Consider the following 25,880-nt stretch of genomic DNA (forward strand, 5'->3'; position numbering starts at 1 on the left):
TAATCTTGGTTCACACCAACTGAACTGTCACCCGCACAGGAAACCATGGCTGAACGACTCATCATGCTGGACGTACCCGGCGTCCTGTATTCCGACCGCTCCCGCACCCGCCTCGGCGGCATTCCGGATTCGGGCACGCTGCGCGACGTCCGGTTCTTTGATCCTGTCGCGCTGGGGTTCGTACGCAGGTTGTTCGGCGTGGCCGGCGCCCGCGTGGTGGTGTCCGACGCCTGGCGCCGCGGCACGCCCGCGGCAATCCTGCAGCAGCTGGACCTGCAGGTCGAAGCCATGACCCCGCCGGCCGCAGGCGGCCATGGTGCGGAGATCGAAGCTTATTTCGCCCAGGGCGCCAAGCCGGTTCACTACGTGATCATTTCCTGCGCCGCCCCGGAGTCGATGCCCGAGGCCTTGCGCGAGCATCTCGTCACCGTTGACCCGGCTGCCGGGCTGACCCTGGAGAACTTCCAGCAGGCGCTCGGCATCCTGGGCGTGGCCTGCCCGTCCACGGTGATGCCTGCACCGAAACTGGATACCGGCCTGAAGGCCAAGCTGGCCCAGCTGCAGCAGCTCGCCCGGGAAAATCCGGCCCGCTTTGGCGGCGCACTGGCACCGGCACGCGAGCGCACGCCCGTCCCCGCCTGATCCGCACCAGCAGCACATCCCGACGGGGCGCCATAAAGCGCCCCGTCTGCATTGGTGCGCCCGCCACGCGCCCCCGATCCCGTATCATGCTCGGTTTCACCGGAACACAGTCAGGACGCCGCCATGCCTCACCTCGTCATCGAACTCACCGAAAACACCCGCCTGAACTGCTCGCAGGAAGAGTTGCTGGATGAAGCCAATGCCGCCCTGCTGGCCTCCGGACAGTTCCAGGAGGCGGACATCAAGTCGCGCTGCGTCACGCTGTCGACTTACCGCCAGGGCGTGGACGCGGTCGAGCGGGCCTTTGTCCACGCGCGCCTGTCGATCCTGGACGGCCGCGACACCGCCGTGCGCCAGGCGCTGGCGCAGGCCGTCTGCGACGTGATCGCCGAAGCCGTGCGCGCCGGCTCCGGCACCGGCCAGGACGTGCAGGTGTCGGTAGAGGTCTGCGAGATGGCGCGGGCAACCTATGCCAAGCAGGTGGTGGCCTGAGTTTGCGGACCGGATGGTGGCCGCCAAATAAAAAACCCGCAGCCATTGCGGCCGCGGGCGGAAGCTTCAGGAAGACTCCGGAAGCTCTGTCATGGGGAGCGCCCCCGCACCCATGACCTGACCGATTCTAGGGGGGCGCCCGTCCTGTCCATTTGACGCAGGTTAAACTTGCTCCAGTCGGATCCGGTTGCGGCCAGCCTGGCGTGAATCACCGGGCGGCCGGCATCAACCCGGGTCGGTCACCTCCTGCGGGGCAACGGCAGTGCGCACAGGCGCCAGCCCGTCCCTACCCTCCGTGCCGTGCGCGTCGTCGGCAAGCACTGACCGCACAATCTCGGCAAACGCCGCGTCCGCTTCCGGCATCGGCAGCAGCATCCAGACGTGGAACATTCCCTCGCCCTCGTGATACCGAAGCGGCAGGCCCTGCTCGTCGGCCATCTGGCGGAACTTCCTGCAGTCGGGCAGCAGGATGTCATGGGTGCCGATAAACAACGTGGTGGGCGGCAACCCGCGCAACACGCCGTGCATGGGACTGACCTGCGGCAGGGTGACCGGATCCGCGCCGGCATAGACGCGCCCGCATTCAATGCCCCCGGGGCGTGACAGCATCGGGTCGAACGGCTCCAGGGCATCGATGCCGGGATTGTCGCCGGTGGCATCCAGGAACGGCGACAGCAACACCAGCCGCCGCGGCAGCGGCTGGCCGCTGTCGCGCAGCACCTGTGCCAGCGCCAGTGCCATGCCGCCGCCAGCGGAATCGCCCATGACGGTCAGGTCTGCGCCCGGATAGCGCTGCTGCAGCACCTGCCACAGCGGCACCATGGCCGCGAACACGTCGCGGTGGGTATGTTCAGGCGCCAGCGGATAGACCGGCACCGTCACCGCGCAGCCAAGCGCGTCCACCAGCTTGCCGATGAAATCCCAGTGCTGGCTGACGATGTCGAAGACATAGCCGCCGCCGTGCAGGTAAAGGATATGGCGGGATTTACCGTGCGCAGGCCCGCCCCTGGGCCGCACGGTGTAGACCTCCATTCCAGCGATCCGCTCCTCGCTGACCGCATGCCGCGCACGCAGGCGCCGGGACGGATAGGCGCGTCCGACGATACGGCGCCGCCGGATTTCATCATGGAGCGCCTGGGCGCTGGCAAACCGCCGCTTGCGGCGGACCAGGCGCAAGGCAAGCCGCCACAGCTGGCTTTGCAGACTTGGCATCGTGTCTCCTCCCGCGCCGGTCTGTCGCCGGCGGCTGGAAATGCAGGAACGCGCGGCACGTATTGCGCTCGCGCATAAAAAAAGGAGCCGGCAAGCGGCTCCTTTTTTGTCAGAACAACGTGGCGCAGATCAGGCTGCGGCGTCCTTCAGCTTCTTCAGCGGACGGACCTTGACCTTGACGCTGGCCGGCTTGGCCGGGAACCAACGCTCTTCACCGGTGAACGGGTCCTTGCCGAAACGCTTCTTCTTGGCCGGCACTTGCTGCGCCGTGACCTTCAGCAGGCCGGGCAGCGTGAACTCGCCAGCGCCCTTCTTGTTCAGCGCGCCGATGATGGTGGTTTCCAGGTGGGCCAGCACCGTCTTCACGGCCTTGGCTTCCAGTTGGGTCTGGGCTACCAGGTGAGCGACCAGGCTCGACTTGTTGAAGGTGTCCTTCAGCGGGCGCGCAACGGGCGCAGCGGCGGGAGCAGCCTTCTTGGCCGGCGTGGCCTTCTTGGCGGCAGCCTTCACGGGTGCCTTGGTTGCCGCGGCCTTCTTGGCAGCGGGCTTGGTTGCAGTCTTCGCGGTCGGTTTCGCTTTGGTCGCCATATCGATATTCGTAAGTTGAACAGATGGGTGTCGGCAGGTGTTTCGCATTGCTTCTCAGCGTTGCGCAATCGTCTGCTCGACGCCCACTGAATCATAGCGGAAAGTACCGTAAGTCAAGGGGTTTTCGTGCATTCGAAACGTAAAACCCCGTGAAAACCCCGGGTTTTGTCGCGGCTTTGCCTCAGTGGAAACGCGAATACGGCCTACGTACCCCCGTTTTGGCGTTCGCGGCAGGCTCTTCGGTGCCTGTGCGCGCAGCGATGCGCGTGCTGCGGCGCTACCGTTTGCTGCCTGGTCACGAGGGTTCCGTTCAGCCCGCATTCAGGCAATCTGAGGCAAACTCCGGGCCATGAAGTTCAACTTCCCGGCCCTCCTGCGCCCCGGCGTGCTGGTCGCTGCGGCGCTGCTGGCGCTGGCGGCGATGCCGGCCGCGCACGCCGACAAGGACGCCGACCGCGCCCGCGCGGCCGTGCAGTCCGGCGAAATCCTGCCGCTGTCGCGCATCCTGGAAACGGTATCGCGCCAGTACGAGGGCGACGTCATCGGCGTTGAGCTGGACCGCGACGACGGCATCTGGCAATACGAGGTCAAGCTGTTGTTGCCGGGCGGTTCGGTGGCCAAGCTCGAGTACGATGCACGCACGGCCGCCCTGCTCAAGGCGAAGGGGCGTGGGCTGGAAAACGCCCGCCGCAAACCCTGACCGACAGGAAACCCCGATGCGCATCTTGCTGGTCGAAGACGAAGCCGCCCTCGCCGCCCAGGTCCGTGCCAGCCTGGCCGACGCCGGCTATGCCGTCGACGTGGCCGCGGACGGCCTGGATGCCTGCCACCTGGGCGAGCAGGAGCCCTACGACGCCGTCATCCTGGACCTGGGCCTGCCGCGGCTGGACGGCCTTTCGGTGCTGCGCCGCTGGCGCGCCGCGCAGGTCAGCGTGCCGGTGCTGATCCTGACCGCGCGCGACAGCTGGACCGAGAAGGTCGAAGGCATCGATGCCGGCGCCGACGACTACCTGGCCAAGCCATTCCGCATGGAAGAGCTGCTCGCGCGCATCCGCGCGCTGATCCGGCGCGCGCACGGCATGCCGGCGCCGGAGCTGCAATGCGGCCCGGTGCGGATGAATCCGCGCGCAGGCAAGGTCACCGTCGACGGCACGCCGGTGGCACTGACCTCGCATGAATTCCGCGTGCTGGACTACCTGATGCACCATCCCGGCGCCATCGTCAGCAAGACCGCGCTGACCGAGCATATCTATGCCCAGGACTTCGACCGCGACAGCAACACCATCGAGGTCTTCGTCGGGCGGCTGCGCCGCAAGCTTGGCGTGGATGTCATCGAGACCGTGCGCGGCCAGGGCTACCGCATGCGGCCGCCGTCGCCACCGCAGCCCTAGATGCCGGCCCGCCTGCGCCGATCCCTTGCGCTGCGCCTGCTGGCAGTGGCGGCGGTCTGGCTGGCAGCGGCGCTGGGCGCCAGCGGCTGGCTGCTGGCGACGCTGTTCGAGCGCCACGTCAACAACACCTATGTGCGCCAGCTCGACCACCAGTTGGCGGGCCTGGCCGCGGCGCTGGACTGGAGCGCCGACGGCAAGCTGGTCCTCACCCGTACCCCCGCCGATCCCCGCTACGAGCTGCCCTACTCCGGCACCTACTGGCAGGCGCGCGCGCCGGGCGCGCTGCTGCGCTCGCGCTCGCTGTGGGATACGGAAATGCCGGTGACGGTGGAGCGCCGCCTTGCCGGCGCCCAGGCCGACGTGCGCCCGGGCCCCGGCAACCAGTCGTTGCTGGTGGTGTCGCGGCAACTGGTGCTGCCGTCCGCGGATACCCCGGTAGAGATCTCGGTGGCACTGGACCGGACCGAGCTGCGTGCCGCGCGCCGCAGCTTCAACCGGACGCTGGCGTGGTCGCTGACGGCGCTGGGACTGGGGCTGATGCTGGCGGTTGCGGCGCAGGTGAAGTTTGGGCTGGCGCCGCTGGCGCGGCTGCGGCGCGCGCTGGGCACGATGCAGGCGCGGCGCGAGGCACGCCTGGGCGGCAACTGGCCCACCGAAGTCGAACCCCTGGTGGCCGAGATCAATGCCCTGCTGGCACGCAACACTCAGGCGCTGGAACGCTCGCGCCGGCAGGCGGCGGACCTGGCGCACGCGGTCAAGACGCCACTGGCAGTGCTCGCCAACGAGGCCGCGGCGCTGCCGGGGGCGCCGGCGCAAGCCGTGGCGGCGCAGGTCGAAGCGATGCGCCGGCAGGTCGACCGCCATCTGGCACGCGCCCGCGCCGCGGGCGCCGCGGCGGCGCGCGGCCAGCGTATCGATGCCGGCGCGCCGGTGCGGGCGCTGACCCGAGCACTGGCGCGGCTGCACGCTGAGCGCGCGCTGACGCTGACGGTTGAAGGCGCCGGGCACTTTGCCGGCGACCGGCAAGACCTGGTCGAAATACTCGGCAACCTGCTCGACAATGCCTGCCAGTGGGCGCGCACGCGCGTGCGCGTCACGCTGCAGGAAGCGGATGGCGAGCTCGAAATACTGGTCGAGGACGACGGCCCGGGCATGCCGCCGGAGGCGCAGGCACTCGCCACCGCCCGCTTTGGCCGGCTCGACGAGGCCGCTGCCGGCAGCGGGCTGGGCCTGGCGATCGTGACGGAAATCGCCGCGATGTACGACGGCAGCCTGGCGCTGGCATCGAGCCCGCTGGGCGGGCTGGCGGCGCGGCTGCGGCTGCCGGCGGGGCTGCCCTGATCAGTGCGCGCGGGCGGCCATGGCCTCGCGCGTGCCGCGTGCCAGCCCCAGCGCAAAGGCGGTTTCCGCCACCAGGAACAGCGGACCGATCAGCAGGCCGACCAGGTCGTCGACGAAGGCCGGCTTGCGCCCCTCGTAATAGTGGCCGATGAACTGGATCACCCATCCCACCACGAACAGGCCAAGGCCGATGGCAAGCCACCAGGCGGTGGGCATCGCCGCAATGTGGGCGCCGGCATAGAGGAAGAACGCCAGGATGACCGCCATCGCCACCCCGAACACCAGCGACAGGCGCAGGTAGAACAGGCACGACAGGATGTACAGCAGCATCGCCGGCGTCAGGTAGGCAGAGCCGTCGCCCAGCGGCAGCGCCGGGCGCGCCAGCAGCGTCGTCACTGCCAGCACGATCATCGGAATGCCAATGAAGTGCGTAAAGACGTTGCGCGGGTCGCGATGGTAGGCGGCGTAGTTGGCCAGGTGTTCGATCAGGGTTTTCACGGGGGTATCTCCTTGTATGCGCAGGCGTGCGCGTGCCGCGCCGCAAGGGCGGCCGGACGCTGCCGCCTGCTGCTGCGCGGCGGGCGGGATGTGGATTTATAGTAGTGGGCGCGCACAGTCTGGTCTGTCAGGTTTTTGACAGTCCGGACCGTCGCAGCGTGCCCTTGTGTGTCCCTGCTGACACCCGGCACAACCCCATATGAAAGGAGACCGGCATGGGACTGGCGAGCCCGCCGCAACGCCCTCAACCGCAATTCGCCGGCAAACTGCCCGGCACGGTGCCGCCGCGCGACGATGCGCTTGCTGCCGTACGTGCCGGCGCCTGGTTCAGCCAGTTGCCGCCCGCACTGCGCCAGGCACTGCTCGATGATGGCAGCCTGCGCCGGCTGGTGGCCGGCGAGACGCTCTTTGCCCGCGGCGACCGTTTCGACGGCCTGTATTGTGTCGCCAGCGGCACCATGCAGATCCACGCCAGCGGCGAATCGGGCAAGGCGGCGTTGCTCGGGCTGCTGGAACCCGGCACCTGGTTCGGCGAGATCTGCCTGTTCGACGGCCTGCCGCGCACCCACGACGCGCGCGCGGTCAGCGCCACGACACTGTGGCATGTGACGCGCTCCAGCCTGGAGCAGCGCCTGGCGCAGCAGCCGGCATGGTGGCAGGCCTTCGGGCAATTGCTGGCAGCCAAGACGCGCCAGGCCTTCAACTATGTCGAGGAAGCGCAGTTGCTGCCGCCGGCGGCCCGCATTGCCCGGCGCCTGGCCGCGATCGCACATGGCTACGGCAACCTGCCGCAGGTCCAGGCCACGCAGCGCGTGCGCATCCCGCAGGAGCAGCTGGCGCAGATGCTGGGCCTGTCGCGCCAGACCGTGAACCACGCGCTGCGCGAACTGGAAGCGCGCGGGCTGCTGCGGCTGGAGTATGGCGGCATCGAACTGCTTGACCTGCCGGCGCTGGAAGCGCTCAACTGAACGCATCGCACCGGAGCCCCGCACACCATGATGACCCTGGACGCACCCCAACAGGATGCCTGGCTCGCGCGCCTCGGCATCGCCGCCCCGCCCTCGCCCACGCTGGAAGCGCTGGATATCGTACTGGCCGCGCACCTGGCCAGCATTCCGTTCGAAAACGTCGATCCGCTGCTGCGACGGCCAGTACGGATCGAGCTGGATGCGGTCTTCGACAAGCTCGTCGCGCGCCGTCGTGGCGGCTACTGCTTTGAACTCAATACCCTGCTTGCGGCCGGGCTGAGCGCGCTCGGCTACGTTGTGACGCCGCTGGCCGCGCGCGTGCGCTGGGGCGTTCCCGACGACGTGCCGACCGCGACCTCGCACATGCTGCTGCGGGTGGAGGTGGCGCATCGCAGCTACCTCGCCGATGTCGGCTTCGGCGGCCCCACGCCATACAGGGCGATGCCGCTGTCCGAGCCGGCCGATGACAGCTTCCCCTACCGTCTGGCGCCTTCGCCGCCGCAGACCTCCGCCACCGCGTTCCACAGCTACGACCTGGAGGCGCGCGGCGATGCCGGCTGGATCAAGGTCTACCGCTTCGACCTGACACCGCAGCCGTGGATCGATTTCGTGCCGCGCAACTGGTATGTATCGACGCACCCTGACAGCGTATTCCTGCAGCGGCTGATGGCCGCGCGCACCGACGGCGGCACCCGCGTGACGCTGGCCGACGGCGAGCTGGCCGAGCGCGCAGCTGACGGCACCGTGCGCCGAACCCGGCTGGCCTCGCCCGAGGCCGTGGTGCAGGCCTTGTCGGATCGCTTTGGCGTGCTGCTGGACGATGAGCTGCGGCGTGGCCTGGCCGACGCCCTGCCAGCGCTGCTGGCGCCCGCAACGGCATCCTCCGGCACCTGAGGCGCCATTATTCTGCTGTGCAGCATGCCTGCCATGCACGGCGCGCATTGCCCGCAGAAAGAATCCTGATATGGCCGGCGCACGGCACCCGGGCCTGTGGACTGGGGCCAGCGGCGCCACCATAATGTCCCGGCGATGCTGCCTGCGGGCGCGTCGCCAGGACAAAGCCGGCCCCTGACGCCGGCGCAGCCATACAGGAGACTCCATGTCATTGTTTGATCTGACGGGCAAGGTTGCCATCGTCACCGGCTCCTCGCGCGGGATTGGCCGCGCCATCGCCGAGCAGATGGCCGTCCAGGGCGCCAAGGTGGTCATTTCTTCGCGCAAGATCGAGGCCTGCCAGGAAGTGGTGGATGCCATCAACGCCCGCCACGGCGCCGGCACCGCGATCGCGGTCCCTGCCAATATTTCTTCAAAGGACGACCTGCAGCGCCTGGTCGACGAGACCAACCGCGCCTTCGGCAAGATCGACGTGCTGGTCTGCAATGCCGCGTCCAACCCGTACTACGGGCCCATGAGCGGCGTGTCGGACGACCAGTTCCGCAAGGTGCTGGACAACAACGTCATCTCCAACCACTGGCTGATCCAGATGGTGGCCCCGCAGATGATCGACCGCAAGGACGGCTCGATCATCATCGTGTCGTCGATCGGCGGCCTGCGCGGCTCGCCCACCATCGGCGTGTACAACATCTCCAAGGCCGCCGACTTCCAGCTGGCGCGCAACCTCGCCGTAGAGTTCGGGCCGCACAACGTGCGCGTGAACTGCATCGCGCCAGGGCTGATCAAGACCGACTTTGCGCGCGCGCTGTGGGAAGATCCCGAGCGCTACAAGCAGTCCACCCAGGGCGCGCCGCTGCGCCGCATCGGCGAACCCGTCGAGATTGCCGGGGCGGCGGTCTACCTGGCGTCGGCGGCCAGCACCTTCATGACCGGCCAGGCGCTGGTCGTGGACGGCGGCGTGACCATCTGAGCGTCTGACCCCAGCGTTGCGGGTGCCGGCCTTGAGGCCGGCGCCCGCCGCTTTCCTGCATTTCCCTCAACCTGCAATGCAGTTCCGGGAGGCAGTCATGTCGAGCAATCCGCAGTTGGCCGGCACCTGGCCGGTCATGTCGCTGGCCGAGGCCCACGCCCGGCTTACCGCGCCCGGCGCGCCGTTCGAAACCGAAACGCGCGTGATCCGCGGCATCCCCACCACCGTCTGGAAGAACGCACCGCCCACGCTGCGCGAGCTGTTGCTGAACACGCGCGCGTTTGCCGACCGCACCTTCGTGGTCTATGAGGACGAGCGCGTCTCCTACGATGCCTTCCGTCGCGCCGCCATCGCCCTCGCCCATGCACTGGTGCGCGATGGCGTGCGCAAGGGCGACCGCGTGGCCGTAGCCATGCGCAACCTGCCTGAATGGCCGGTGGCGTTCTACGGCGCGCTGCTGGCGGGTGCCATCGTGACGCCGCTCAATGCCTGGTGGACCGGGGCCGAGCTGGAGTACGGCCTGGCCGATTCCGGCAGCCGCGTGGCGATCGTCGATGCCGAACGGCTCGACCGCATCCTGGAACACCTGCCGGGCTGCCCGGCGCTGGAACGCGTCTATGCCTCACGTGCCGGCGGCACCGCGGCCGAGCCGCGCGTGGCCCCGCTGGAAAGCGTGATCGGCAGCCCGGCTGACTGGGCCGCGCTGCCAGACCAGGCGCCGCCGCAGGTCGATATCGATCCGGACGACGACGCCACCATCTTCTACACCTCGGGCACCACCGGCAAACCCAAGGGCGCGCTCGGCACGCACCGCAACTCCACCAACGTGGCGGTTGCAGGCAGCTTCAGCCCGATGCGCAACCTGTTGCGCCGGGGCGAGCCGATTCCCGCGCCGGACCCCGCCGCGCCGCAAAAGGCCATGTTGCTGGCGGTGCCGTTCTTCCATGTCACCGGCTGCATGGCGGTGCTCAACGGCGCCATCGCCACCGGCGGCAAGATCGTGCTGATGCACCGCTGGGACGCGCTGCGCGGCATGGAGCTGATCGAGCGCGAGCGCTGCACCGCGGCCGGCGGCGTGCCCACCATCGCGTGGCAGATCCTGGAGCATCCGGAGCGCGGCCGCTTCGACCTGTCCTCGCTGGAGAACGTCAACTACGGCGGCGCGCCGGCATCGCCCGAACTGGTGCGGCGCATCGGCGAGGTATTCCCGCTGGCCGCTCCCGGCATCGGCTGGGGCATGACGGAAACGTCGTCCACCTTCACCAGCCACAGCGCCGAGGAATACGTGATGCGCCCGGACAGCAGCGGCCCGGCGCTGCCGATCGGCGAGATGAAGGTGGTGGACGGGCACGGCCGCGCCTTGCCGCCCGGCGCAACCGGCGAGCTGATGGCGCGCGGTGCCAATGTCGTGCGCGGCTACTGGAACAAGCCCGAGGCCACGGCGCAGACCTTTGCCGACGGCTGGCTGCGCACCGGCGACATTGCGCGGCTGGATGAGGAAGGCTACGTCTATATCGTCGACCGGATGAAGGACATGCTGATCCGCGGCGGCGAGAACATCTACTGCATCGAGGTGGAAAGCACCCTGTACGAGCATCCCGCGGTTATGGATGCCGCGGTGGTCGGACTCGCGCACAAGACGCTGGGCGAAGAACCGGCCGCGGTGATCAGCCTGAAGCCCGGCATGCAGGCAAGCGAGGCCGAGCTGCAGGATTTCGTGCGCACCCGGCTGGCGGCATTCAAGGTGCCGGTGCGTATCCTGATTTACCAGGAGATGCTGCCGCGCAATGCCAATGGCAAGATCCTGAAGTCGAACCTGCGCAAGCTGTTCGACGCTGCCACCTGAGCTGCGGCAGGACCGCCGACTCGACAAGAACAACAAGGAACGACAAATTGACGGAACAAGCAAAGCGTGACCACTCCCCGTCCGCCCCGGTGCGGGCAACTATCGCGGTGGCACTCGCCGCCCTGGTGGCTGGCTGCGCCGCCGGCGGCACCAACCTGTCCACGGTGCCGGAACTGCGCCCGGGCGTGCCTGCCGGCTACCTGGCTACCGACGCGCGCCCGGACAGCCTGAAGCTGCTGCCCGCGCCGCCGGCGCAGGGCACGGCAGCGCTGGCGCTGGATGAGGATGCCGCGCGGCAGGCCGGGACGCTGCGCGGTTCACCGCGCTGGCAAGTGGCTGGCGAGGATGCCGTGTTGACGTTCCCGCAGGCCGCCAGCGCATTCTCCTGCGCGCTGGGCGTGCCGGTCAGCGAGAAAGAAACGCCGTACCTGAACATCCTGCTGCGCCGCAGCCTGGTCGATGCCGGCCTGTCCACCTACAAGGCCAAGGACCACTACAAGCGCACACGCCCCTTCGTTGCCAACAAGACCCAGATGTGCACGCCGGCCGAGACCGCCAAGCTGGAAAAGGACGGCTCGTACCCGTCCGGCCACAGCGCCATCGGCTGGGCCTGGGCGCTGATCCTGGCTGAGGTCGAGCCGGAACGCGCCAATGACATCCTGGCGCGCGGGCGCGCGTTCGGCCAGAGCCGCGTGGTCTGCAACGTGCACTGGCAAAGCGATGTCAACGAGGGCCGCATGATGGCCGCGGCAACGGTGGCGCGGCTGCATGCCGACCCCACCTTCCGCGCCGACCTGGACCGCGCCCGCCGCGAAGTGGCGGCGGCACGCGCCAGCGGCGCGCGCCCGTCGCGCGACTGCCAGGCGGAGAGCGCGGCGCTGGCTCCCTGATCCACCAGGTGCCGGGGCCGGCTGCTGCAGGGTTACTTCACCGGGATAACCGTGCCGGCCGGCACCGGCACGGCGGTGACGCTGTTCTGCGGGCTGCCGCTGACAATGCGGTCGGAGTACGTCAGGTACACCAGCGTATTGCGCTTGCGGTCGACCGCGCGCACGACATGCAGGGCCTTGAACAGAATCGACATGCGTTCGGAGAAGACGTTGTCCTGTTGCCGGATCGGCCCCTTGAAGGCGATCGTGGCCACCTGCCGGCAGGCGATCGATGCCTCCGGCGGGTCTTCGGCCATGCCCAGCTGGCCCTTGATGCCGCCCGTGCGGGCGCGCGACACATAGCAGGTCACGCCGTCCACCTGGGGGTCGTCATAGGCTTCGATCACGACCTTGTCGGAGCCGGTCATGCGGAAATTGGTACTGACGCTGCCGATCTCCTCGGCGTGGGCGCCCGAGGCGGCCGTCAGACAGACGACGGCCAGGACCGTGCGGATGCGATTGCAGTAGCGCTTCATGGCGGGGTATTCAGGTCACCGACGACTTGATGTCATCGTGGCGCTTTTCCATTTCCTGGCGCAGCGCGCGGCGCTGCTGGGCGGCGGCAAAGCGCTGGCGCTCCACCTCGTCGCGCGGCTCCAGCGGCGGCACCTCGGCCGGCGTGCCGTTGTCGTCCACGGCCACCATGGTGAAGTAGCAGCTGTTGGTATGGCGCACCAGCTTGCTGCGGATATTTTCCGTCACCACCTTGATGCCGATTTCCATCGAGCTGCGGCCGGTAAAGTTGACCGAGGCCAGGAAGGTCACCAGCTCGCCCACGTGGATCGGCTGGCGAAACACCACCTGGTCGACCGACAGCGTTACCACGTAGCGGCCGGCGTAGCGGCTGGCGCAGGCATAGGCAACCATGTCCAGGTACTTGAGGATGGTGCCGCCGTGGACGTTGCCGGAGAAGTTGGCCATGTCCGGCGTCATCAGCACGGTCATGGAAAGCTGGTGGGACAGATCGTTCATGATGCGGGTACGGATTGCGGGGGCGGGATTTCTGGGGCGAACCTGCGACGGCGGCATTGCCTGACTGCACGCCGGAACGCTGGCGCCGGCAGTTTAACCCGGATCGTGCCCGCCGTTGCCGGCTGCAGCCCGGTACCGGCAGGCGTGGCCGTGCCATGCAACAAAAAAGCGGCCTGCAAGGCCGCTTTTCACGCTGTGGACGCAAACTGCTTACTTCTTCTTGTTCACCGCGTCCTTGAAACCCTGCCCGGCAGAGAACTTGACCGTCTTGGCGGCCGGGATCTTGATGGTTTCACCGGTGCGCGGATTGCGGCCGGTGCGGGCGGCGCGTTTGCCGGCGCTGAAGCTGCCAAAGCCCACCAGCGTCACCGAATCGCCCTTTGCCACTGCCTTCTTGATACTGTCCAGCGCTGCGTTGAGCGCGCGCTCGGCGGCGGCATTGCTCAGTTCTGCTTCCGCGGCGATGGCCGATACCAGTTCACCTTTATTCATGGCTGATTTCCCTTGTTGGTCGTCGTCACCGATGTGCGTGCCTCGCGGCAAAGCCATCGATCGGCGCAGTCTAATCTGCCCGTCGCGCGTAGAGCAATCCCCAGTGGCACCAATGCGACAAAAAAACCCGCAAATCCTTGATTGAGGCCGGTTAGCGGGCAATTTTCCACGCTTTTCCCGCTTGCCAGAAGCCGGCTTTGCCGGGCCGTTCCGCAGCGCGGCAACGCCAGACCGGCCCGCGCGTGGGGCAAACCAGCAGCATAGGATAGATTCCCACAAATGGGGCGCCGCACCATAACGGTTCAGCCCGCGCCGCCGTTTCGCGCCATTTTGGCGCATCTGCACTATCACGGCGATGCCAGCGGCAACGCTACCAGCAGCGCCCGCCCCTGCCTGCGCGCGGCATTCCGGTGCGGTTTTACCCGACAAGGTGCACATGGCACCAGGATGCGGCCGTTGCTGGAATGCTTTTTGCGTACTCACGCTCCCATTTTGAGCATGAGGTCACTATGGACGACTGGAAGACCGGCACCGACGCCCTGTTTATCCTGCTAGGCGCCATCATGGTGCTGGCCATGCACGCCGGCTTCGCCTTCCTGGAACTGGGCACGGTGCGCAAGAAGAACCAGGTCAACGCACTGGTAAAGATCCTGGTGGATTTTGCAGTTTCGACCATCGCCTATTTCTTTATCGGCTACACCATTGCCTACGGCGTGCAATTCATGTCCGGGGCCGAAACGCTGGCGCAGAAAAACGGTTACGAACTGGTCAAGTTCTTTTTCCTGGCGACATTTGCCGCGGCCATTCCTGCGATTATCTCGGGCGGTATTGCCGAGCGTTCACGCTTCAACCCGCAACTGGTCGCCACCTTCGTGCTGGTAGGTTTTGTCTATCCGTTCTTCGAAGGCATCGCCTGGAACCAGCGCTATGGTGTGCAGGACTGGATTACGCGCGTGGCCGGCGCGCCATTCCATGACTTCGCCGGCTCGGTGGTGGTGCATGCGCTGGGCGGCTGGATCGCGCTGCCCGCGGTGCTGCTGCTGGGCGCACGGCGCGGGCGCTACCAGAAGGACGGCCGCATCAGCGCCCATCCGCCCTCAAACATCCCGTTCCTGGCGCTAGGCGCCTGGGTGCTGGCGGTGGGCTGGTTCGGCTTCAACGTCATGAGCGCGCAGACGGTCGACAAGGTCAGCGGCCTGGTGGCAATCAACTCGCTGATGGCAATGGCCGGCGGCACGCTGGCGGCCTGGGCGGCCGGACGCAACGACCCGGGCTTTGCCTACAACGGGCCGCTGGCCGGACTGGTGGCGGTGTGCGCTGGCTCGGACCTGATGCACCCGCTCGGCGCGCTGATCACCGGCGCGGTGGCCGGCGCGCTCTTTGTCTATATGTTCACGCTGGCGCAGAACAAATGGCATATCGATGACGTGCTCGGCGTGTGGCCTCTGCACGGGCTGTGCGGCGCCTGGGGCGGCATTGCCGCGGGCATCTTCGGGGCCAGGACGCTGGGCGGGTTGGGCGGTGTGTCGCTGGGCGCGCAGGCGATCGGCACCGTGCTTGGCATCGTGGTGGCGCTGGCCGGGGGCACCCTGGTATATGGCGCGCTGAAGAAGCTGGTGGGCATCCGGCTCGATGCCGAAGGCGAATTCAACGGAGCGGACCTGACCTTGCACCGGATTTCGGCAACGCCGGAACGGGAAACCAACTGGTAATGGCGTGCGGGCCGTCCTGATTTAAATTGACAAGCTGCGCAAGGCAGCTTGTCTTAACAATAATTTGCTTGCACTTCCGGTACGGCGTCTCAATAATTGCCGTGCCCATGTATTGCGCCGCAACAGCGCGCAGGGCTAGCACATTGCTGCCGGCTGAATCGGGGGATGTTGTGCCGGCGGCCGGCCGGACACCAACATGAAAGGACTACGCCGATGGATGCCACTACCTTCGATAACCTCAAGGCCCTGGTCGTCACCTACGCGACAGAATTCGGGGTCAAGATCCTGGCGGCCCTTGCCTTCTGGGTCATCGGCCGCTGGCTGATCCACTTTGTCGTGCGCATGGTGCAGAACGCGCTCGGCAAGCAGAAGGTCGATCCCACGCTGCTGCGCTATGTCGGCTCGATCGTCACCGTGACGCTGAACGTGGTGCTGGTGATCGGCATCCTCGGCTACTTCGGCATCCAGACCACGACCTTCGCCGCACTGATCGCCGCCGCTGGCGTGGCCATCGGCATGGCCTGGTCGGGGTTGATGGCGAACTTCGCTGCCGGTGCGTTCCTGGTGGTGCTGCGCCCGTTCAAGGTGGGAGACTTCGTGACGATCGGCGGCGTGACCGGAACAGTGCGCGAGATCGGCCTGTTCGCGACCTCGCTCGACACACCGGACAATGTGCAGACCGTGGTCGGCAACAACAAGATCTTCAGCGATACCATCCAGAACTTCACGGCCAACCCGTACCGGCGCGTGGAACTGAAAGCGCAGCTTGCCGGCAGCACCGACACCGCCCATGCGGCAGCGCTGCTGAAGGCCCGCATCGCGGAGATCCCCAACGTGCTGGCCGAGCCCCCGGTCGATGTCGAGATCCTGGAGTTCACGCTGGTCGGCCCGGTGCTGGCGGTGCGTCCGTACTGCCACAACGACCACTACTGGCAAGTCTATTTCGATACCAACCGCATCATCCGCGAGAGCTTCGGCCAGGCCGGCTATGCCGCACCAATGCCGGCGCAGATGGTGGTGGTGCAACAGGCTTTGGCGCAGCAGGCCGCCGCGCAACAGGCTGCCTGACGACGGCTCGCAGACGGTATCAGCGGGGGCCTGAGCGCCCGTAGTATCGCATCAGCACCGCGCCCGCGCCGCAGGCTGCCATCACCACGCCCAGCGGCAGCGCGGTGCCGTCGCGCCACAGGCTGACTGCCGCGCCGCCCAGCGTCCCGAGTGAAAACTGCAGCGTGCCCATCAGCGCCGAAGCCGTGCCGGCGCGATGGCCCTGATGGGCGAGCGCCAGTGCCGATGCATTCGGCGATACGCAGCCGAGCGCGCCGATAAAGACAAAAAAGCCCGCCAGCAGCACCGGCAGCACCGCCACGCCTGCAAGCGCGGCAACAGCCAGCGCCAGGCCCGCCGCACAGGCAGCCAGCAGCGCGCCCCCGAGCACCTGATCGAGCGAGCGGCCGCGCACCAGCCTGGCGTTGAGCTGCGACATCGTGATCAGGCCCAGCGCATTGGCACCGAACACAAAACCGTAGTGCGACGGCGCAATGCCGTGCAGCTCGATCAGCACGAACGGCGAGCCGGAGATATACGCGAACATGCCCGCCGAGCCGAAACCCGCAGACAGCGAATAGCCGAGGAATTCGCGATCCCGCAGCAGCTCGGCGTAGCTTTTCGCCACCGTGCCGAGCCTCAGCGGCGCCGCATGGCGCCGGTCCAGCGATTCCTCCATGCGCAGGTGTACCAGCAGCAGGATCAGCATCCCTGCCACCGCCAGCACCCAGAAGATCGCGCGCCAGCCCGACACCGAGAGAATGGCGCCGCCGACGATCGGTGCCAGGATCGGCGCAACCCCCATCACCAGCATCAGCGACGAGAAGGCGCGCGCCGACTCATGCGCCTCAAGCCGGTCGCGGATCACCGCGCGTGCCATCACCATGCCGGCGCAGCCGCCCAGCGCCTGCAGGAAGCGCCACAGCATCAGCGACTCCACGCTGCGTGCCAGCGCGCAGCCCACCGCGGCGGCCACATAGAGGCACAGGCCGACATAGAGCGGCGGCTTGCGCCCGAAGCGGTCGCTGAACGGCCCATAGAAAGCCTGCCCCAGCGCCAGCCCCACCAGGAATGTGCCGAGGGTCAGCTGCACCTGGCCGATGTCCACGCCGAGATCGCCGGCCAGCGACGGAAAACTCGGCAGGTACATGTCGATCGACAACGGCGCGATCGCCATCAGCGAACCGCAGATCAGCAGCCAGGCAGGAAAGCGCGCGGCCGAGGCAGCGCTGGTGGAACGGAGCATGGGAAGTATCCGGGGGGAACGGCGTTGTCATGCACGGCCAGCCTGCTTGCGCCGCAGCCCGCGCCTGCAACCCGTGAAAAGACGCAATTGTTGCACAGCATAACGAAAGCGGTACGGCGCTGGCGTAGCCGGTTTTGAAACAGTCGTTCAGAAAAACTGCCCCGCCAAGGTCGGGTTCGATCATGCTGGCGAAGTTGGCGCTATTGGTGAATAGTGGTGTCAGGTCATTTGCGATCACGGCAGCGCGAATCCGGCGCTGCGGATGCCCTTGCGGGGTGGCGCGGCTTTCACCTGTGGCAAGGTGGAGGGTACAATGCCAGCCTGTCGGCGCAAGCCACACCGTCGGCCACGCAGAGACGGACGACAGTATCGGTCCCGGCAACGTTAGCCTGCATGAGAATACGACACACGCCGCTTTCCGCTTCGCTAGGCCCGGCCGCACTCGCGGCTGCGCTGCTGTTGCCTCTGCCCCAGCCCGGCAACGCCGCGCCGGTGCAGGCGCGCAATGTCGCCGCCTCGGCGCCGGCCCCAGCGATCGATGAGGCCGACCCGCTGTCACGCATGCTCAAGGGCGCTGCCACTGGCCAGAACACCGGCGCCGCCGGCGTGCCTGAATTGCTGCGCAACACCACGCGGCCCGACAACGTGCTGGCACGCGCCTGCCGCCAGCTCAACGACGCCCTGCCAATCGAAATCGACGGAGAAACGCGGCTGCGCCGCTGCCAGTCGATCCCCGGCAAGCATGTGCTGTTCCAGCTGGAGCTCACCAACTACCGCGGGCCGATGCTGGACCTGGCCAGCTTCGAGGTCAACTACGCTGCGCCCCTGCAGCGCAATATCTGCGCCAACCGCGACGTCGAGATCCTGACCAAGCTAGGCATCAGCCTGATGTTCCGCTACATGACGCGCAAGGACCGTGGCGAGCGCCGCATCGGCGATGTCTACATCAACGCGCCCATCTGCACGGCCGCGCTGCGCTAGCCAATACAAACAAGAATCGATTGCAATTGATGCGGCACGGCACGCCGCCCGCGCAAAAGAAAGACGGCCCGCAGATGCGGGCCGTTCTCGTTTGGGTCAGTACCGCTCAGGCAGCGCGCGGGCGCAGCGGCAGCACGTTGGCCGCGCGCCGCACCAGGATGCGCGTGTCCTTCCAGCCGGCATCGGCCAGCGGCGAGCCCCACACCAGTTCATGCAGGCGTGCCAGTGCAAACGGATTGCCCAGCAGCACATGCTTCTGCGCGGGCGTCAGCGCGCGCGGGCCATGCGTGAGCGCATGCTCGACCAGGGCCTCATGGCGCTTGCGTGCCGATTCCGGCTGCACCACGCGCGGCGTGGCGGTCGCGCACATCAGCGCATTGGTAACCGGGTCCACCACGGCATCGACAAAGTCAGGCGTTTCGGCCGCGGCTTCGACATGCTGCTGCGTCTCGACGATCTCGCGCGGTACCTGCGTCTCCTCGGGGATCATGAAGAGGCCCGCATTGCGCGAGGCGCGACCGAACGACACCCGCGACAGCATCACCGACAACGGGATCGACAGCGCCAGCGAGCCCACGATCGGCAGCAGCCACAGCACGTAGGACGGGTTCAGCCAGTACACCAGGCCACCCCAAGCCAGGCCCAGGGCCGTGTGCCAGCCGTGGCGACGGAATGCCTCGCCCCAGCTGGTCTCGGCGTCTTCGCGCGGGGGCGACTTCCACGAGATGCCCCAGCCGCTGTACGCGGCGATCACGAACTTGGTGTGGAACAGCATGCGCGTGGGCGCCAGCAGCGCGGACAGCATCACCTCGATCAGCATGCTGGCAATCAGCTGCACCGCCCCGCCATAACGGCGCGCCTGCTTCAGCAGCAGCACCACGCTGGCCAGCTTGGGCAGGAACAGCAGCGTGGCCGTGGCGGAGAACAAGGCCAGCGCTTTTTCCGGATGCCACTCGGGCCAGGTCGGGAACAGCTGGTATTGCTGCGTGAAGTACTCCGGCGGCACCAGCGCGTGCTTGGCCAGCATGGCCGTGGACAGCAGCAGGAACAGCAGCCACAGCGGCGCCGACAGGTAGGCCATGATGCCGGTCAGGAACACCGCGCGGTGCACCACGTGGAAGCCCTGCTTGAGCCACAGCCTGAAGTTCATCAGGTTGCCCTGGCACCAGCGGCGGTCGCGCTTGACCTCGTCCAGCAGGTTCGGCGGCAGTTCTTCGTACGAGCCTTCCAGGTCGTAGGCGATCCACACGCCCCAGCCAGCACGGCGCATCAGCGCGGCTTCGACAAAGTCGTGCGACAGGATCTCACCCGACAGCGGGCCGCGGCCGGGCAACGGCGCCAGCGCGCAGTGCTCGATGAACGGATGCACGCGGATGATGGCGTTATGGCCCCAGTAGTGCGATTCACCCAGCTGCCAGTAATGCAGGCCGGCCGTGAACAGCGGCCCGTACACGCGCGTGGCGAACTGCTGCACGCGCGCGTAGAGGGTCTCGCGACCCACTGCCAGGGGTGCGGACTGGATGATGCCCGCGCCGGGGTTGGCTTCCATCAGCCGCACCAGCGTGGCCAGGCAGTCGCCGCTCATCACGCTGTCGGCATCGAGTACCACCATGTAGCGGTACTTGCTGCCCCAGCGGCGGCAGAAGTCGGCCACGTTGCCGGTCTTGCGCTTCACGCGGTGGCGGCGCCAGCGGTAGAAGATGCGGCCAAAGCCGCCGACGGCGCGGCACAGCTCCATCCACGCGTCATGCTCGGCGGTGCGCAGGTCCGGATTGCCACTGTCCGACAGCACGATGAAATCGAAGTTGGACAGGTGGCTGGTGCGCGCCAGCGATTCATAGGTGGCGCGCAACCCCGCGAACACGCGCGTCACGTCCTCATTGCAGATCGGCATGATGATCGCGGTGCGCGCCTCGGGCGCTATCGGCCCGTCGGGCGCGGCCGAGCGCGAGATCAGGTGGCGGTCGCCGCCCTTGGCCAGCACCAGGAAGCCCATCATTGCCGTCCAGAAGCCGGCCGACACCCATGAGAACAGGACGGCGAACAGCACCAGGATGGCGATCTCGAGCGGATCGGCGCCGTGGTATGGCAGCACGTTGCTCATGAAGTAGGTGGCCAGCACGGTCTGGATCACGACCAGGCCCAGCAGGAACCAGCGTCGGTGCGAGCCGGCGGGATGCCATTTGCCTTCGGCATCGGGACCGTCGTGCAGCGTGTCCCAGGTCTCGGGCACGGGCGGGCGGCCGAGCATGCGGCGCCAGGTATTGCGCAGCCAGCCGGTGACGATATGCGGCGGCCATTGGCGCGGCACCATCGAGCTGCGCTCGGGCTCGGGGCCGGTGTCGACCTTCACGGTGCCGTCTTCGCGCCGCTGCAGCAGCGGTGCGCCATCCACCTGGGGATTGCCGTATGCGATCGTGAAACGCCGGCCGACAGAGGCGTAGGCACTGCCGCCTTGCGCGGGCGGCGTGTCCTTGGCCGCCAGGCGCGACTGCAGGCGCGTGATCGCGTCCTGCGCATCGCGGCCGTCGGCGGTAACGGCGATCACGGGGGCAACGGATGCCACGGGCGTGACCGGTGCGACCGGCGTCGCGGGCGCGCCGTCTGCCAGCAGTTCGCTGCGCACTTCAGGCGATACCGGCAGGCGGTCGACATAGCGCTCGCATGCCGCCGCCTTGGCCGGTCGCTGCTTTAGCCTGGGGGTAAGATGTAGCTCCACGTCTCGGATAGGGTTGTATTGCCGTTGCGAAGATAGCCGCGCAACTCTACCGGCTTGGTTTCGTCCTTGCGGCGCATCACCATGGTCATGCGCCAGCCGCCGGTCGCCTCATTGCGCTGCACCGACGTTTTCAGCAGCTCACCGTTGGCATCGGCCGAAACTACCGGGTCGATGCGCACGTTCGCCGGCAGCTTGCCGAAGGCAGGGCCTTCGAAGTCCACCACCAGCGAAAAGCTCGTGTCTTCCTTGTTGCGGGTCTGGCCCTGCCCCAACCGGGTCTGGGTCACCCACGACAGCGGCGGCTGTTGTTCGCCGTCCTTCTGCCACAGCAGCCGGTACTCATAGTCGAAGGGTTGCTTCGGCTTGGGCGGGTTGTCCGGCACCCAGTACGCGACGATATTGTCGTTGGTCTCGTCCGGCGTCGGGATCAGCACCAGCTCTACCCGGCCCGAGCCCCAGTTGCCTCGCGGCTGCACCCAGCCACTCGGCCGGCGCTCATACCACGATCCGATCTCCTGGTAGCTGTTGAAGGTGCGGTCGCGCTGCATCAGCCCGAAGCCCTGCGGATTGGTCGCCGCGAACGAGGTGACCAGCAAGCGCTTGGGATTGACCAGCGGGCGCCAGACCCATTCGCCGGTGCCCAGGTGGATCGACAGGCCGTCAGAGTCATGCACCTCGGGACGGAAATCCTGTGCGGGCGACGGCTGGTTCTCGCCGAACAGGAACATGCTGGTCAGCGGCGCCAGGCCCAGCTTGGTCACGTTCTCGCGCAGGTAGAGGCGCGACTTGACCTCCATCGCGGTCTCGGCGCCGGGCTTGATGGTGAAACGGTACGCGCCGCTCATGCGGCGCGAATCCATCAGCGCGTAGATCGTGATCTCCTTGGCATTGGGGCCGGGACGCTCGATCCAGTACTCAACAAAGCGCGGGAACTCCTCGCCCGAATTGAGCGCGGTGTCCACCGCCAGGCCGCGTGCCGACAAGCCGTACCACTGGTCCTTGCCCAGCGCACGGAAATAGCTCGCGCCCAGGAACGACGCCAGCTCATCCTTGCGCTTGCCCTGGTTCAGCGGATACAGGATGCGGAAGCCCGCGAAGCCCAGGCCCTTGAGCTTGCCGGCATCGACCTTGTGCGGGCCGTAGTTGAACGCGGACGGGTCGAAGCGGAATTCACGCACGCTGTTGCCCACCACTTCATGGATGCGCACGGGCTGGTCGAACACCATGCCCTCGTGGAAGAATGACAGCTCGAACGGCACGCGCGTGCCGCGCCAGGCAAAGCGCTCGGGCTTGTATTCGATCTCGCGGTAGCGCTCGTACGACAGCTCGCGCAACTCGCGCGGCAGGTTCTGCGGGGGCGCCTTGTAAGGCGAGGCTGCCAGCTGGCGCGCGCGCGCCGCCACCGTGTCGAAATCGAACGCCTGGGCTGCCATGGCACACAGCGCCAGCGCGCTGCCACCAAGCCAGGCTGCGATCCGCACACCCGCCCGCGCCGCCCGGCGGCGGGCCCCCGGCCCGGCGGCGGGCAAGGTATGGGGAATGGACAGGCGTGGCGTGGCGATCTGTGACATGTATGCCAGGGTAAGCGGTTGAATCGGGGTGACCGGCATCGGCGGTCGGAACGAAGGACGACACAGCAAGAGACGGGCCCGGCGCCGAGTGGCGAGGCCCGGACACGAGGCAGACGGCCCGCGGGGCACTGTGTCCGGTTTGTTGCGATGCGCAATAAACCATAACAATTCGAGACGCAAAAGTCACGTTTCGATCACGCAAGGTTTGAAACAAAATGTTGGCCAGGTTGCCTGAAAGCCGCTCCGGACAAGGCTTTGCGGGCGTCGGGATCACGCGGCCGCAAGCTCCGGCGAGGCGAACGCCTCCCGGCTGCGAGAATCTGGTGCGGATCGGGGCCGGCCGGCAGCCGGCCCTTTTAATACGGTGTTACTTTTTAGCGCCTTCGCTGTACGGATCGAACTTGCCGCTCTTGGCGCCTTCGGAATACGGATCGAACTTCCCGCTCTTCATGCCACCCTGGCTATATGAGTCGAAGGATTTCTGCGCGCCGCCCTGGATCGGCTCCATCTGGTCAGGGCGGGCACCCGGGTTCAGCGAAGTCACGTTGTCGCTTTTTGCGCCATCCGAGTACGGGCTGAATTTGTCCTGCTTGGCGCCATCGGAGTAGGTACTGAACTTGTCTTGCTTGGCGCCGTCGGTGTAAGGATTGAATTTGTCGGCCTTGCCCGTGGTCTGGGCGTGCAGCGTGCCGAATGCGCAGGCCAGGGCCAGGCCGATGGTCAGATAGCTCAGCTTCATGGGATCTCCTCTCGCTGGGGGAAATGCGCTTGCCTTGCAAAGCGCACGGCAGGCGCCGCTGCCGGCCGACGCGAAGCGCGGGGGCAACAATCAACGCTAGGTCAGCGGCTGGCACGTGTCAACCGCACCGCAGCGCCGCTGCGGCGCTGCATTGCGCTTACAATGCCACCCAAACGCCACCACGAAGCCACAAGGAATCGTCATGCTGCCTCGGCCATCCGACCCTACCGTCAGCCCTGTCCGCCCTGCCCTGCGCGCCGCCGTCACTGGCGCGCTTGGTGCCGCCCTGCTGTTTGCCGCTGCGGCACCGGCGCAGGCGTACTTCGACAACTACCTGAGCGGCACCATCATCGGCACGCTCAACGACAAGGAAGGCGCATCGCTGGCCAAGTCAGTGCGCACCGCACTGAACGATACGGCCGACGGCAAGACGGTTGAATGGACGTTCCCGGCGGCGGGGCGGCGCCAGCAGATCGACGGCACCATCACGCCGGTCGAAAGCAAGACCGACAAGGGCCAGCCCTGCCGGCGCCTGAAGTCTGACCTCAAGCGCGGCAGCGCTGAAGAGCACTGGAGCGGCTGGTTCTGCAAGCAGTCCAACGGGCAATGGAAGTCGCGCCACGTCGATGAGTAAGCGGCGCTGAGCGCTCGCGCCGCCGGCGTTCATGCCGCGCGCGACGGCGCGCGATGCGGCCGCGCCGCCGGATCGACCTGCGGCGACCCGGGTTCCTCGTACCACCTGGTCCCGGGCACGTAGACGGTCTTGTCCGGCTGCGCCATGAAATGCGGCGACATGATCTGCACCCCGTGGGTGTTGAACTGGTCCTGGATCGCCGCGTGCAGGGCCGACAGCGCGTAGAAGCGATTGCGCGGGTGGTCCAGCGCGCAGAACAGTTCGTACTCGACGTAGAAGTCGGACAGCCCCCGCTGCAGCACGAATGACGTCGGCGACGGCGCAATATGCGCCGCCTCGGCGGCGGCTGCCAGCAGCATCGCATGGACCTGCCGCCAGGGCGTGTCGTAGCCGATCGTGACCGAAGTCGAGATCAGCGCAGCCTGCCAGCCTTCCTGCACGCGGGGATCACGCACGCTGCCGTGCCGGGTGTAGTTATGGATGGCACTGCCGACCACCACCGCATTGGGCAGCGTCACCTCTTCATTGCGCAGGTTGATCACCTTCACCGACAGGGCGTCGAGCGAGGCCACGGTGCCCACCGTATCGCCGATGCACACCATGTCGCCACGCCGCAGCGCACGCGAATACACCACCACCATGCCGCTCATCAGCTGGTTGACCACGTTGGCCGATCCCAGCGTCACCATGAAGCCCAGCAGCACTGACAGCCCCTTGAAGACATCGCTGTCCGAGCCCGGGATGTAGGGGTAGGCAAAGGTGAAGCCCAGCGCCCAGATCACCACCGCCGCCAGCCGCCGCGTGGCGCCTGCGGTTTCCGGATGCATGCCGGGCACCGTGATCTGGCCCTTCTGCACCGCCTTGAAGATATTCGACACCAGCCGCTGCACCGCGCGGGTAATCAGCACGATCACCGCCACCGTGACCAGGCCCGGCACCGACGACACCATCGACAGCGCGATCTGCGACAGCAAGCCGACGATAAAGGCGCCCATGCGGTCGCCCATGGGCTGGGTCAGCGGAAACAGCTCGAGCGCAAACTCCAGCCAGGCAAAGGCCAGCACCAGCACCAGCCCGATCGCCAGGATCTGCACGATGCGGGCAACCAGGTGGTAGAGCGCGCCGGTCCAGTCGAACTGGCCGCCGACGCGCCGCGCCAGGTGGCGCTCCAGTGCCACCTGCAGGCGAGCGCGCAGGGCCACGCCGGCTCGCGCCACGCCCCATGTCAGCGCGGCCAGCACGGCCAGGCCAAGCAGGCTCAGCGCGGCGCCGCGCAGCAGGTTGGGCCAGTGCAGGTGCGCGCGCCGCGCGGCAATGGCCTGGCGCAGGCCCGCCGCGGTGCGCGTTGCGGCAGCCTCAAGCGTAAGGTGATCCTCCGGGGAGAGGTCTTGCGAGGTCAGCGCGAACAAGAGCCGGTCGCCCAGCCGGAAGGCGACCATCGGCGCATCGCCGAACGTGCCGCTGACCTGCCCGAGCGGCAGTGCCAGTTCGCTTTCCGTCAGGTCGTCGAACACCAGCTGCGCGCGCGAGACGCGCATGGCCGGGGTGGCTCCCGCGATCTCGGCGCGCATGGTGGCGATGGGCCTATCCATCAGGCGCAGCTCGACCGCAGCGCCGCTGCGCACGGCGATCGGAGCCGGCACGGCCGCGGGCTCGGACGCCGGCGCAGCCAGGCTGGCTTGCATCCACAGCGTGCCTATCACCCAGCCCAGTCCCGCCATCCAGAATGCCGTCAATCGCCGCCACCGCCGCCACACCGCTAGCGTTGCCATAAGACCGCTCCCGTCCGAGTTGGCCTGCGCCGGCGCGAGGGCTCCACGCCCGGTCCGGCACGATGCCCGCAAGCATAGCGTGCGGCGGCGCAGGCGCAAAGCCGGCGCGGCGGCAGCCGCCCTGCGGCAGCGGACGAAAAAAAGGAGGCCGAAGCCTCCTGGTTGCGATCCGCCCGGACATGCCCTGCTCTATCCCCCCGGAAGACACGCAACGCGTGCCGCGG

Annotated in this window: 25 protein-coding genes; 14 read left to right on the forward strand and 11 right to left on the reverse strand. The window is 67.4% G+C overall.

All coding sequences use genetic code 11. The features are described from left to right. Positions 1-45: 45 nt before the first annotated feature. Positions 46-642, forward strand: coding sequence for an HAD domain-containing protein (locus AC1Q6V_RS12635; RefSeq protein ID WP_454749464.1), 597 nt, complete (start codon positions 46-48; stop codon positions 640-642). A 123-nt stretch (positions 643-765) separates the two neighbouring features. Then, entirely contained in the window at positions 766-1,134 is a 369-nt protein-coding gene (locus AC1Q6V_RS12640; RefSeq protein WP_010809405.1) for a 5-carboxymethyl-2-hydroxymuconate Delta-isomerase, read from the forward strand. Positions 1,135-1,359: 225 nt separating this feature from the next. Here AC1Q6V_RS12640 and AC1Q6V_RS12645 read toward each other — a convergent pair whose 3' ends face one another. Both AC1Q6V_RS12645 and AC1Q6V_RS12650 read right to left on the reverse strand, forming a co-directional pair. Further along, positions 1,360-2,346 carry an alpha/beta hydrolase fold domain-containing protein gene (locus AC1Q6V_RS12645; RefSeq protein ID WP_454749465.1) on the reverse strand — a complete coding sequence of 329 codons (987 nt, stop codon included), beginning with the start codon at positions 2,344-2,346 and terminating at the stop codon, positions 1,360-1,362. A gap of 129 nt (positions 2,347-2,475) precedes the next feature. Continuing rightward, a complete protein-coding gene (locus AC1Q6V_RS12650; RefSeq protein ID WP_010809407.1) occupies positions 2,476-2,934 on the reverse strand; it encodes an HU family DNA-binding protein in 459 nt (152 codons plus the stop codon). A gap of 349 nt (positions 2,935-3,283) precedes the next feature. Here AC1Q6V_RS12650 and AC1Q6V_RS12655 point away from each other — a divergent pair, with 349 nt between their 5' ends. Genes AC1Q6V_RS12655 through AC1Q6V_RS12665 form a run of 3 tightly spaced genes read left to right on the forward strand, consistent with a single transcriptional unit; the run spans position 3,284 to position 5,666 of the window. Further along, positions 3,284-3,634, forward strand: a complete 351-nt coding sequence (locus tag AC1Q6V_RS12655; protein ID WP_010809408.1) for a PepSY domain-containing protein — start codon at positions 3,284-3,286, stop codon at positions 3,632-3,634. A 16-nt stretch (positions 3,635-3,650) separates the two neighbouring features. Then, positions 3,651-4,325 (forward strand): response regulator transcription factor, encoded by a 675-nt coding sequence (locus AC1Q6V_RS12660; RefSeq protein WP_439669994.1) that lies wholly within the window; start codon positions 3,651-3,653, stop codon positions 4,323-4,325. Beyond that, complete coding sequence (locus AC1Q6V_RS12665) at positions 4,326-5,666, forward strand: sensor histidine kinase (protein WP_454749466.1); 1,341 nt, start codon at positions 4,326-4,328, stop codon at positions 5,664-5,666. Here the strand turns inward: AC1Q6V_RS12665 and AC1Q6V_RS12670 are convergent, their stop codons facing one another. Next, a complete protein-coding gene (locus AC1Q6V_RS12670; protein ID WP_010809411.1) occupies positions 5,667-6,164 on the reverse strand; it encodes an Mpo1 family 2-hydroxy fatty acid dioxygenase in 498 nt (165 codons plus the stop codon). It lies immediately after the preceding gene. Between the two features lie 215 nt (positions 6,165-6,379). Here AC1Q6V_RS12670 and AC1Q6V_RS12675 point away from each other — a divergent pair, with 215 nt between their 5' ends. From AC1Q6V_RS12675 to AC1Q6V_RS12695, 5 genes are all read left to right on the forward strand, one after another. Further along, on the forward strand, positions 6,380-7,132 hold the full coding sequence (locus AC1Q6V_RS12675; protein WP_058697089.1) for a Crp/Fnr family transcriptional regulator: 753 nt from the start codon (positions 6,380-6,382) through the stop codon (positions 7,130-7,132). Between the two features lie 27 nt (positions 7,133-7,159). Beyond that, positions 7,160-8,026: an arylamine N-acetyltransferase family protein gene (locus AC1Q6V_RS12680; protein WP_011617097.1), complete on the forward strand. Its 867-nt coding sequence runs from the start codon at positions 7,160-7,162 to the stop codon at positions 8,024-8,026. A 205-nt stretch (positions 8,027-8,231) separates the two neighbouring features. After that, on the forward strand, positions 8,232-8,996 hold the full coding sequence (locus AC1Q6V_RS12685) for an SDR family oxidoreductase (RefSeq protein WP_011617096.1): 765 nt from the start codon (positions 8,232-8,234) through the stop codon (positions 8,994-8,996). Positions 8,997-9,093: 97 nt separating this feature from the next. Continuing rightward, on the forward strand, positions 9,094-10,842 hold the full coding sequence (locus AC1Q6V_RS12690) for a class I adenylate-forming enzyme family protein (RefSeq protein WP_010814170.1): 1,749 nt from the start codon (positions 9,094-9,096) through the stop codon (positions 10,840-10,842). Between the two features lie 47 nt (positions 10,843-10,889). Beyond that, positions 10,890-11,732, forward strand: a complete 843-nt coding sequence (locus tag AC1Q6V_RS12695; RefSeq protein ID WP_454749467.1) for an acid phosphatase — start codon at positions 10,890-10,892, stop codon at positions 11,730-11,732. 32 nt (positions 11,733-11,764) lie between these two features. On the opposite strand, the gene AC1Q6V_RS12700 is transcribed toward AC1Q6V_RS12695, so the two are convergent. The 3 genes from AC1Q6V_RS12700 to AC1Q6V_RS12710 all read right to left on the reverse strand — a co-directional run bounded on the left by AC1Q6V_RS12700 (position 11,765) and on the right by AC1Q6V_RS12710 (position 13,235). Continuing rightward, the gene (locus tag AC1Q6V_RS12700; protein ID WP_010814168.1) at positions 11,765-12,247 is read right to left on the reverse strand and encodes a CreA family protein; all 483 of its coding nucleotides are present in this window, start codon (positions 12,245-12,247) and stop codon (positions 11,765-11,767) included. Between the two features lie 10 nt (positions 12,248-12,257). Continuing rightward, positions 12,258-12,743 carry an acyl-CoA thioesterase gene (locus AC1Q6V_RS12705; RefSeq protein ID WP_010814167.1) on the reverse strand — a complete coding sequence of 162 codons (486 nt, stop codon included), beginning with the start codon at positions 12,741-12,743 and terminating at the stop codon, positions 12,258-12,260. A 210-nt stretch (positions 12,744-12,953) separates the two neighbouring features. Then, a complete protein-coding gene (locus AC1Q6V_RS12710) occupies positions 12,954-13,235 on the reverse strand; it encodes an HU family DNA-binding protein (RefSeq protein WP_010814166.1) in 282 nt (93 codons plus the stop codon). Positions 13,236-13,744: 509 nt separating this feature from the next. Here AC1Q6V_RS12710 and AC1Q6V_RS12715 point away from each other — a divergent pair. Beyond that, a complete protein-coding gene (locus AC1Q6V_RS12715; protein WP_010814165.1) occupies positions 13,745-14,947 on the forward strand; it encodes an ammonium transporter in 1,203 nt (400 codons plus the stop codon). Positions 14,948-15,160: 213 nt separating this feature from the next. Continuing rightward, entirely contained in the window at positions 15,161-16,015 is an 855-nt protein-coding gene (locus AC1Q6V_RS12720) for a mechanosensitive ion channel family protein (RefSeq protein ID WP_010814164.1), read from the forward strand. Positions 16,016-16,034: 19 nt separating this feature from the next. Here the strand turns inward: AC1Q6V_RS12720 and AC1Q6V_RS12725 are convergent, their stop codons facing one another. Further along, positions 16,035-17,240, reverse strand: a complete 1,206-nt coding sequence (locus AC1Q6V_RS12725; RefSeq protein WP_010814163.1) for a Bcr/CflA family multidrug efflux MFS transporter — start codon at positions 17,238-17,240, stop codon at positions 16,035-16,037. A 393-nt stretch (positions 17,241-17,633) separates the two neighbouring features. Here AC1Q6V_RS12725 and AC1Q6V_RS12730 point away from each other — a divergent pair, with 393 nt between their 5' ends. Continuing rightward, entirely contained in the window at positions 17,634-18,221 is a 588-nt protein-coding gene (locus AC1Q6V_RS12730; RefSeq protein WP_454749468.1) for a hypothetical protein, read from the forward strand. A 106-nt stretch (positions 18,222-18,327) separates the two neighbouring features. Here AC1Q6V_RS12730 and mdoH read toward each other — a convergent pair whose 3' ends face one another. From mdoH to AC1Q6V_RS12745, 3 genes are all read right to left on the reverse strand, one after another. Further along, the gene (gene mdoH, locus AC1Q6V_RS12735) at positions 18,328-20,940 is read right to left on the reverse strand and encodes a glucans biosynthesis glucosyltransferase MdoH (protein WP_081225829.1); all 2,613 of its coding nucleotides are present in this window, start codon (positions 20,938-20,940) and stop codon (positions 18,328-18,330) included. Continuing rightward, positions 20,913-22,511: a glucan biosynthesis protein G gene (locus AC1Q6V_RS12740; protein ID WP_037025456.1), complete on the reverse strand. Its 1,599-nt coding sequence runs from the start codon at positions 22,509-22,511 to the stop codon at positions 20,913-20,915. Before AC1Q6V_RS12740 ends, mdoH begins: the two co-directional genes overlap by 28 nt. Positions 22,512-22,878: 367 nt before the next feature. Then, positions 22,879-23,250 carry a hypothetical protein gene (locus AC1Q6V_RS12745; protein ID WP_010814159.1) on the reverse strand — a complete coding sequence of 124 codons (372 nt, stop codon included), beginning with the start codon at positions 23,248-23,250 and terminating at the stop codon, positions 22,879-22,881. A 202-nt stretch (positions 23,251-23,452) separates the two neighbouring features. Here AC1Q6V_RS12745 and AC1Q6V_RS12750 point away from each other — a divergent pair, with 202 nt between their 5' ends. After that, a complete protein-coding gene (locus tag AC1Q6V_RS12750) occupies positions 23,453-23,884 on the forward strand; it encodes an RT0821/Lpp0805 family surface protein (RefSeq protein WP_010814158.1) in 432 nt (143 codons plus the stop codon). A 29-nt stretch (positions 23,885-23,913) separates the two neighbouring features. On the opposite strand, the gene AC1Q6V_RS12755 is transcribed toward AC1Q6V_RS12750, so the two are convergent. Beyond that, positions 23,914-25,620, reverse strand: coding sequence for a mechanosensitive ion channel family protein (locus tag AC1Q6V_RS12755; RefSeq protein ID WP_492344488.1), 1,707 nt, complete (start codon positions 25,618-25,620; stop codon positions 23,914-23,916). Positions 25,621-25,880 lie beyond the last annotated feature (260 nt).

The organism is Cupriavidus sp. GW823-FHT07B10 (assembly GCF_058794355.1).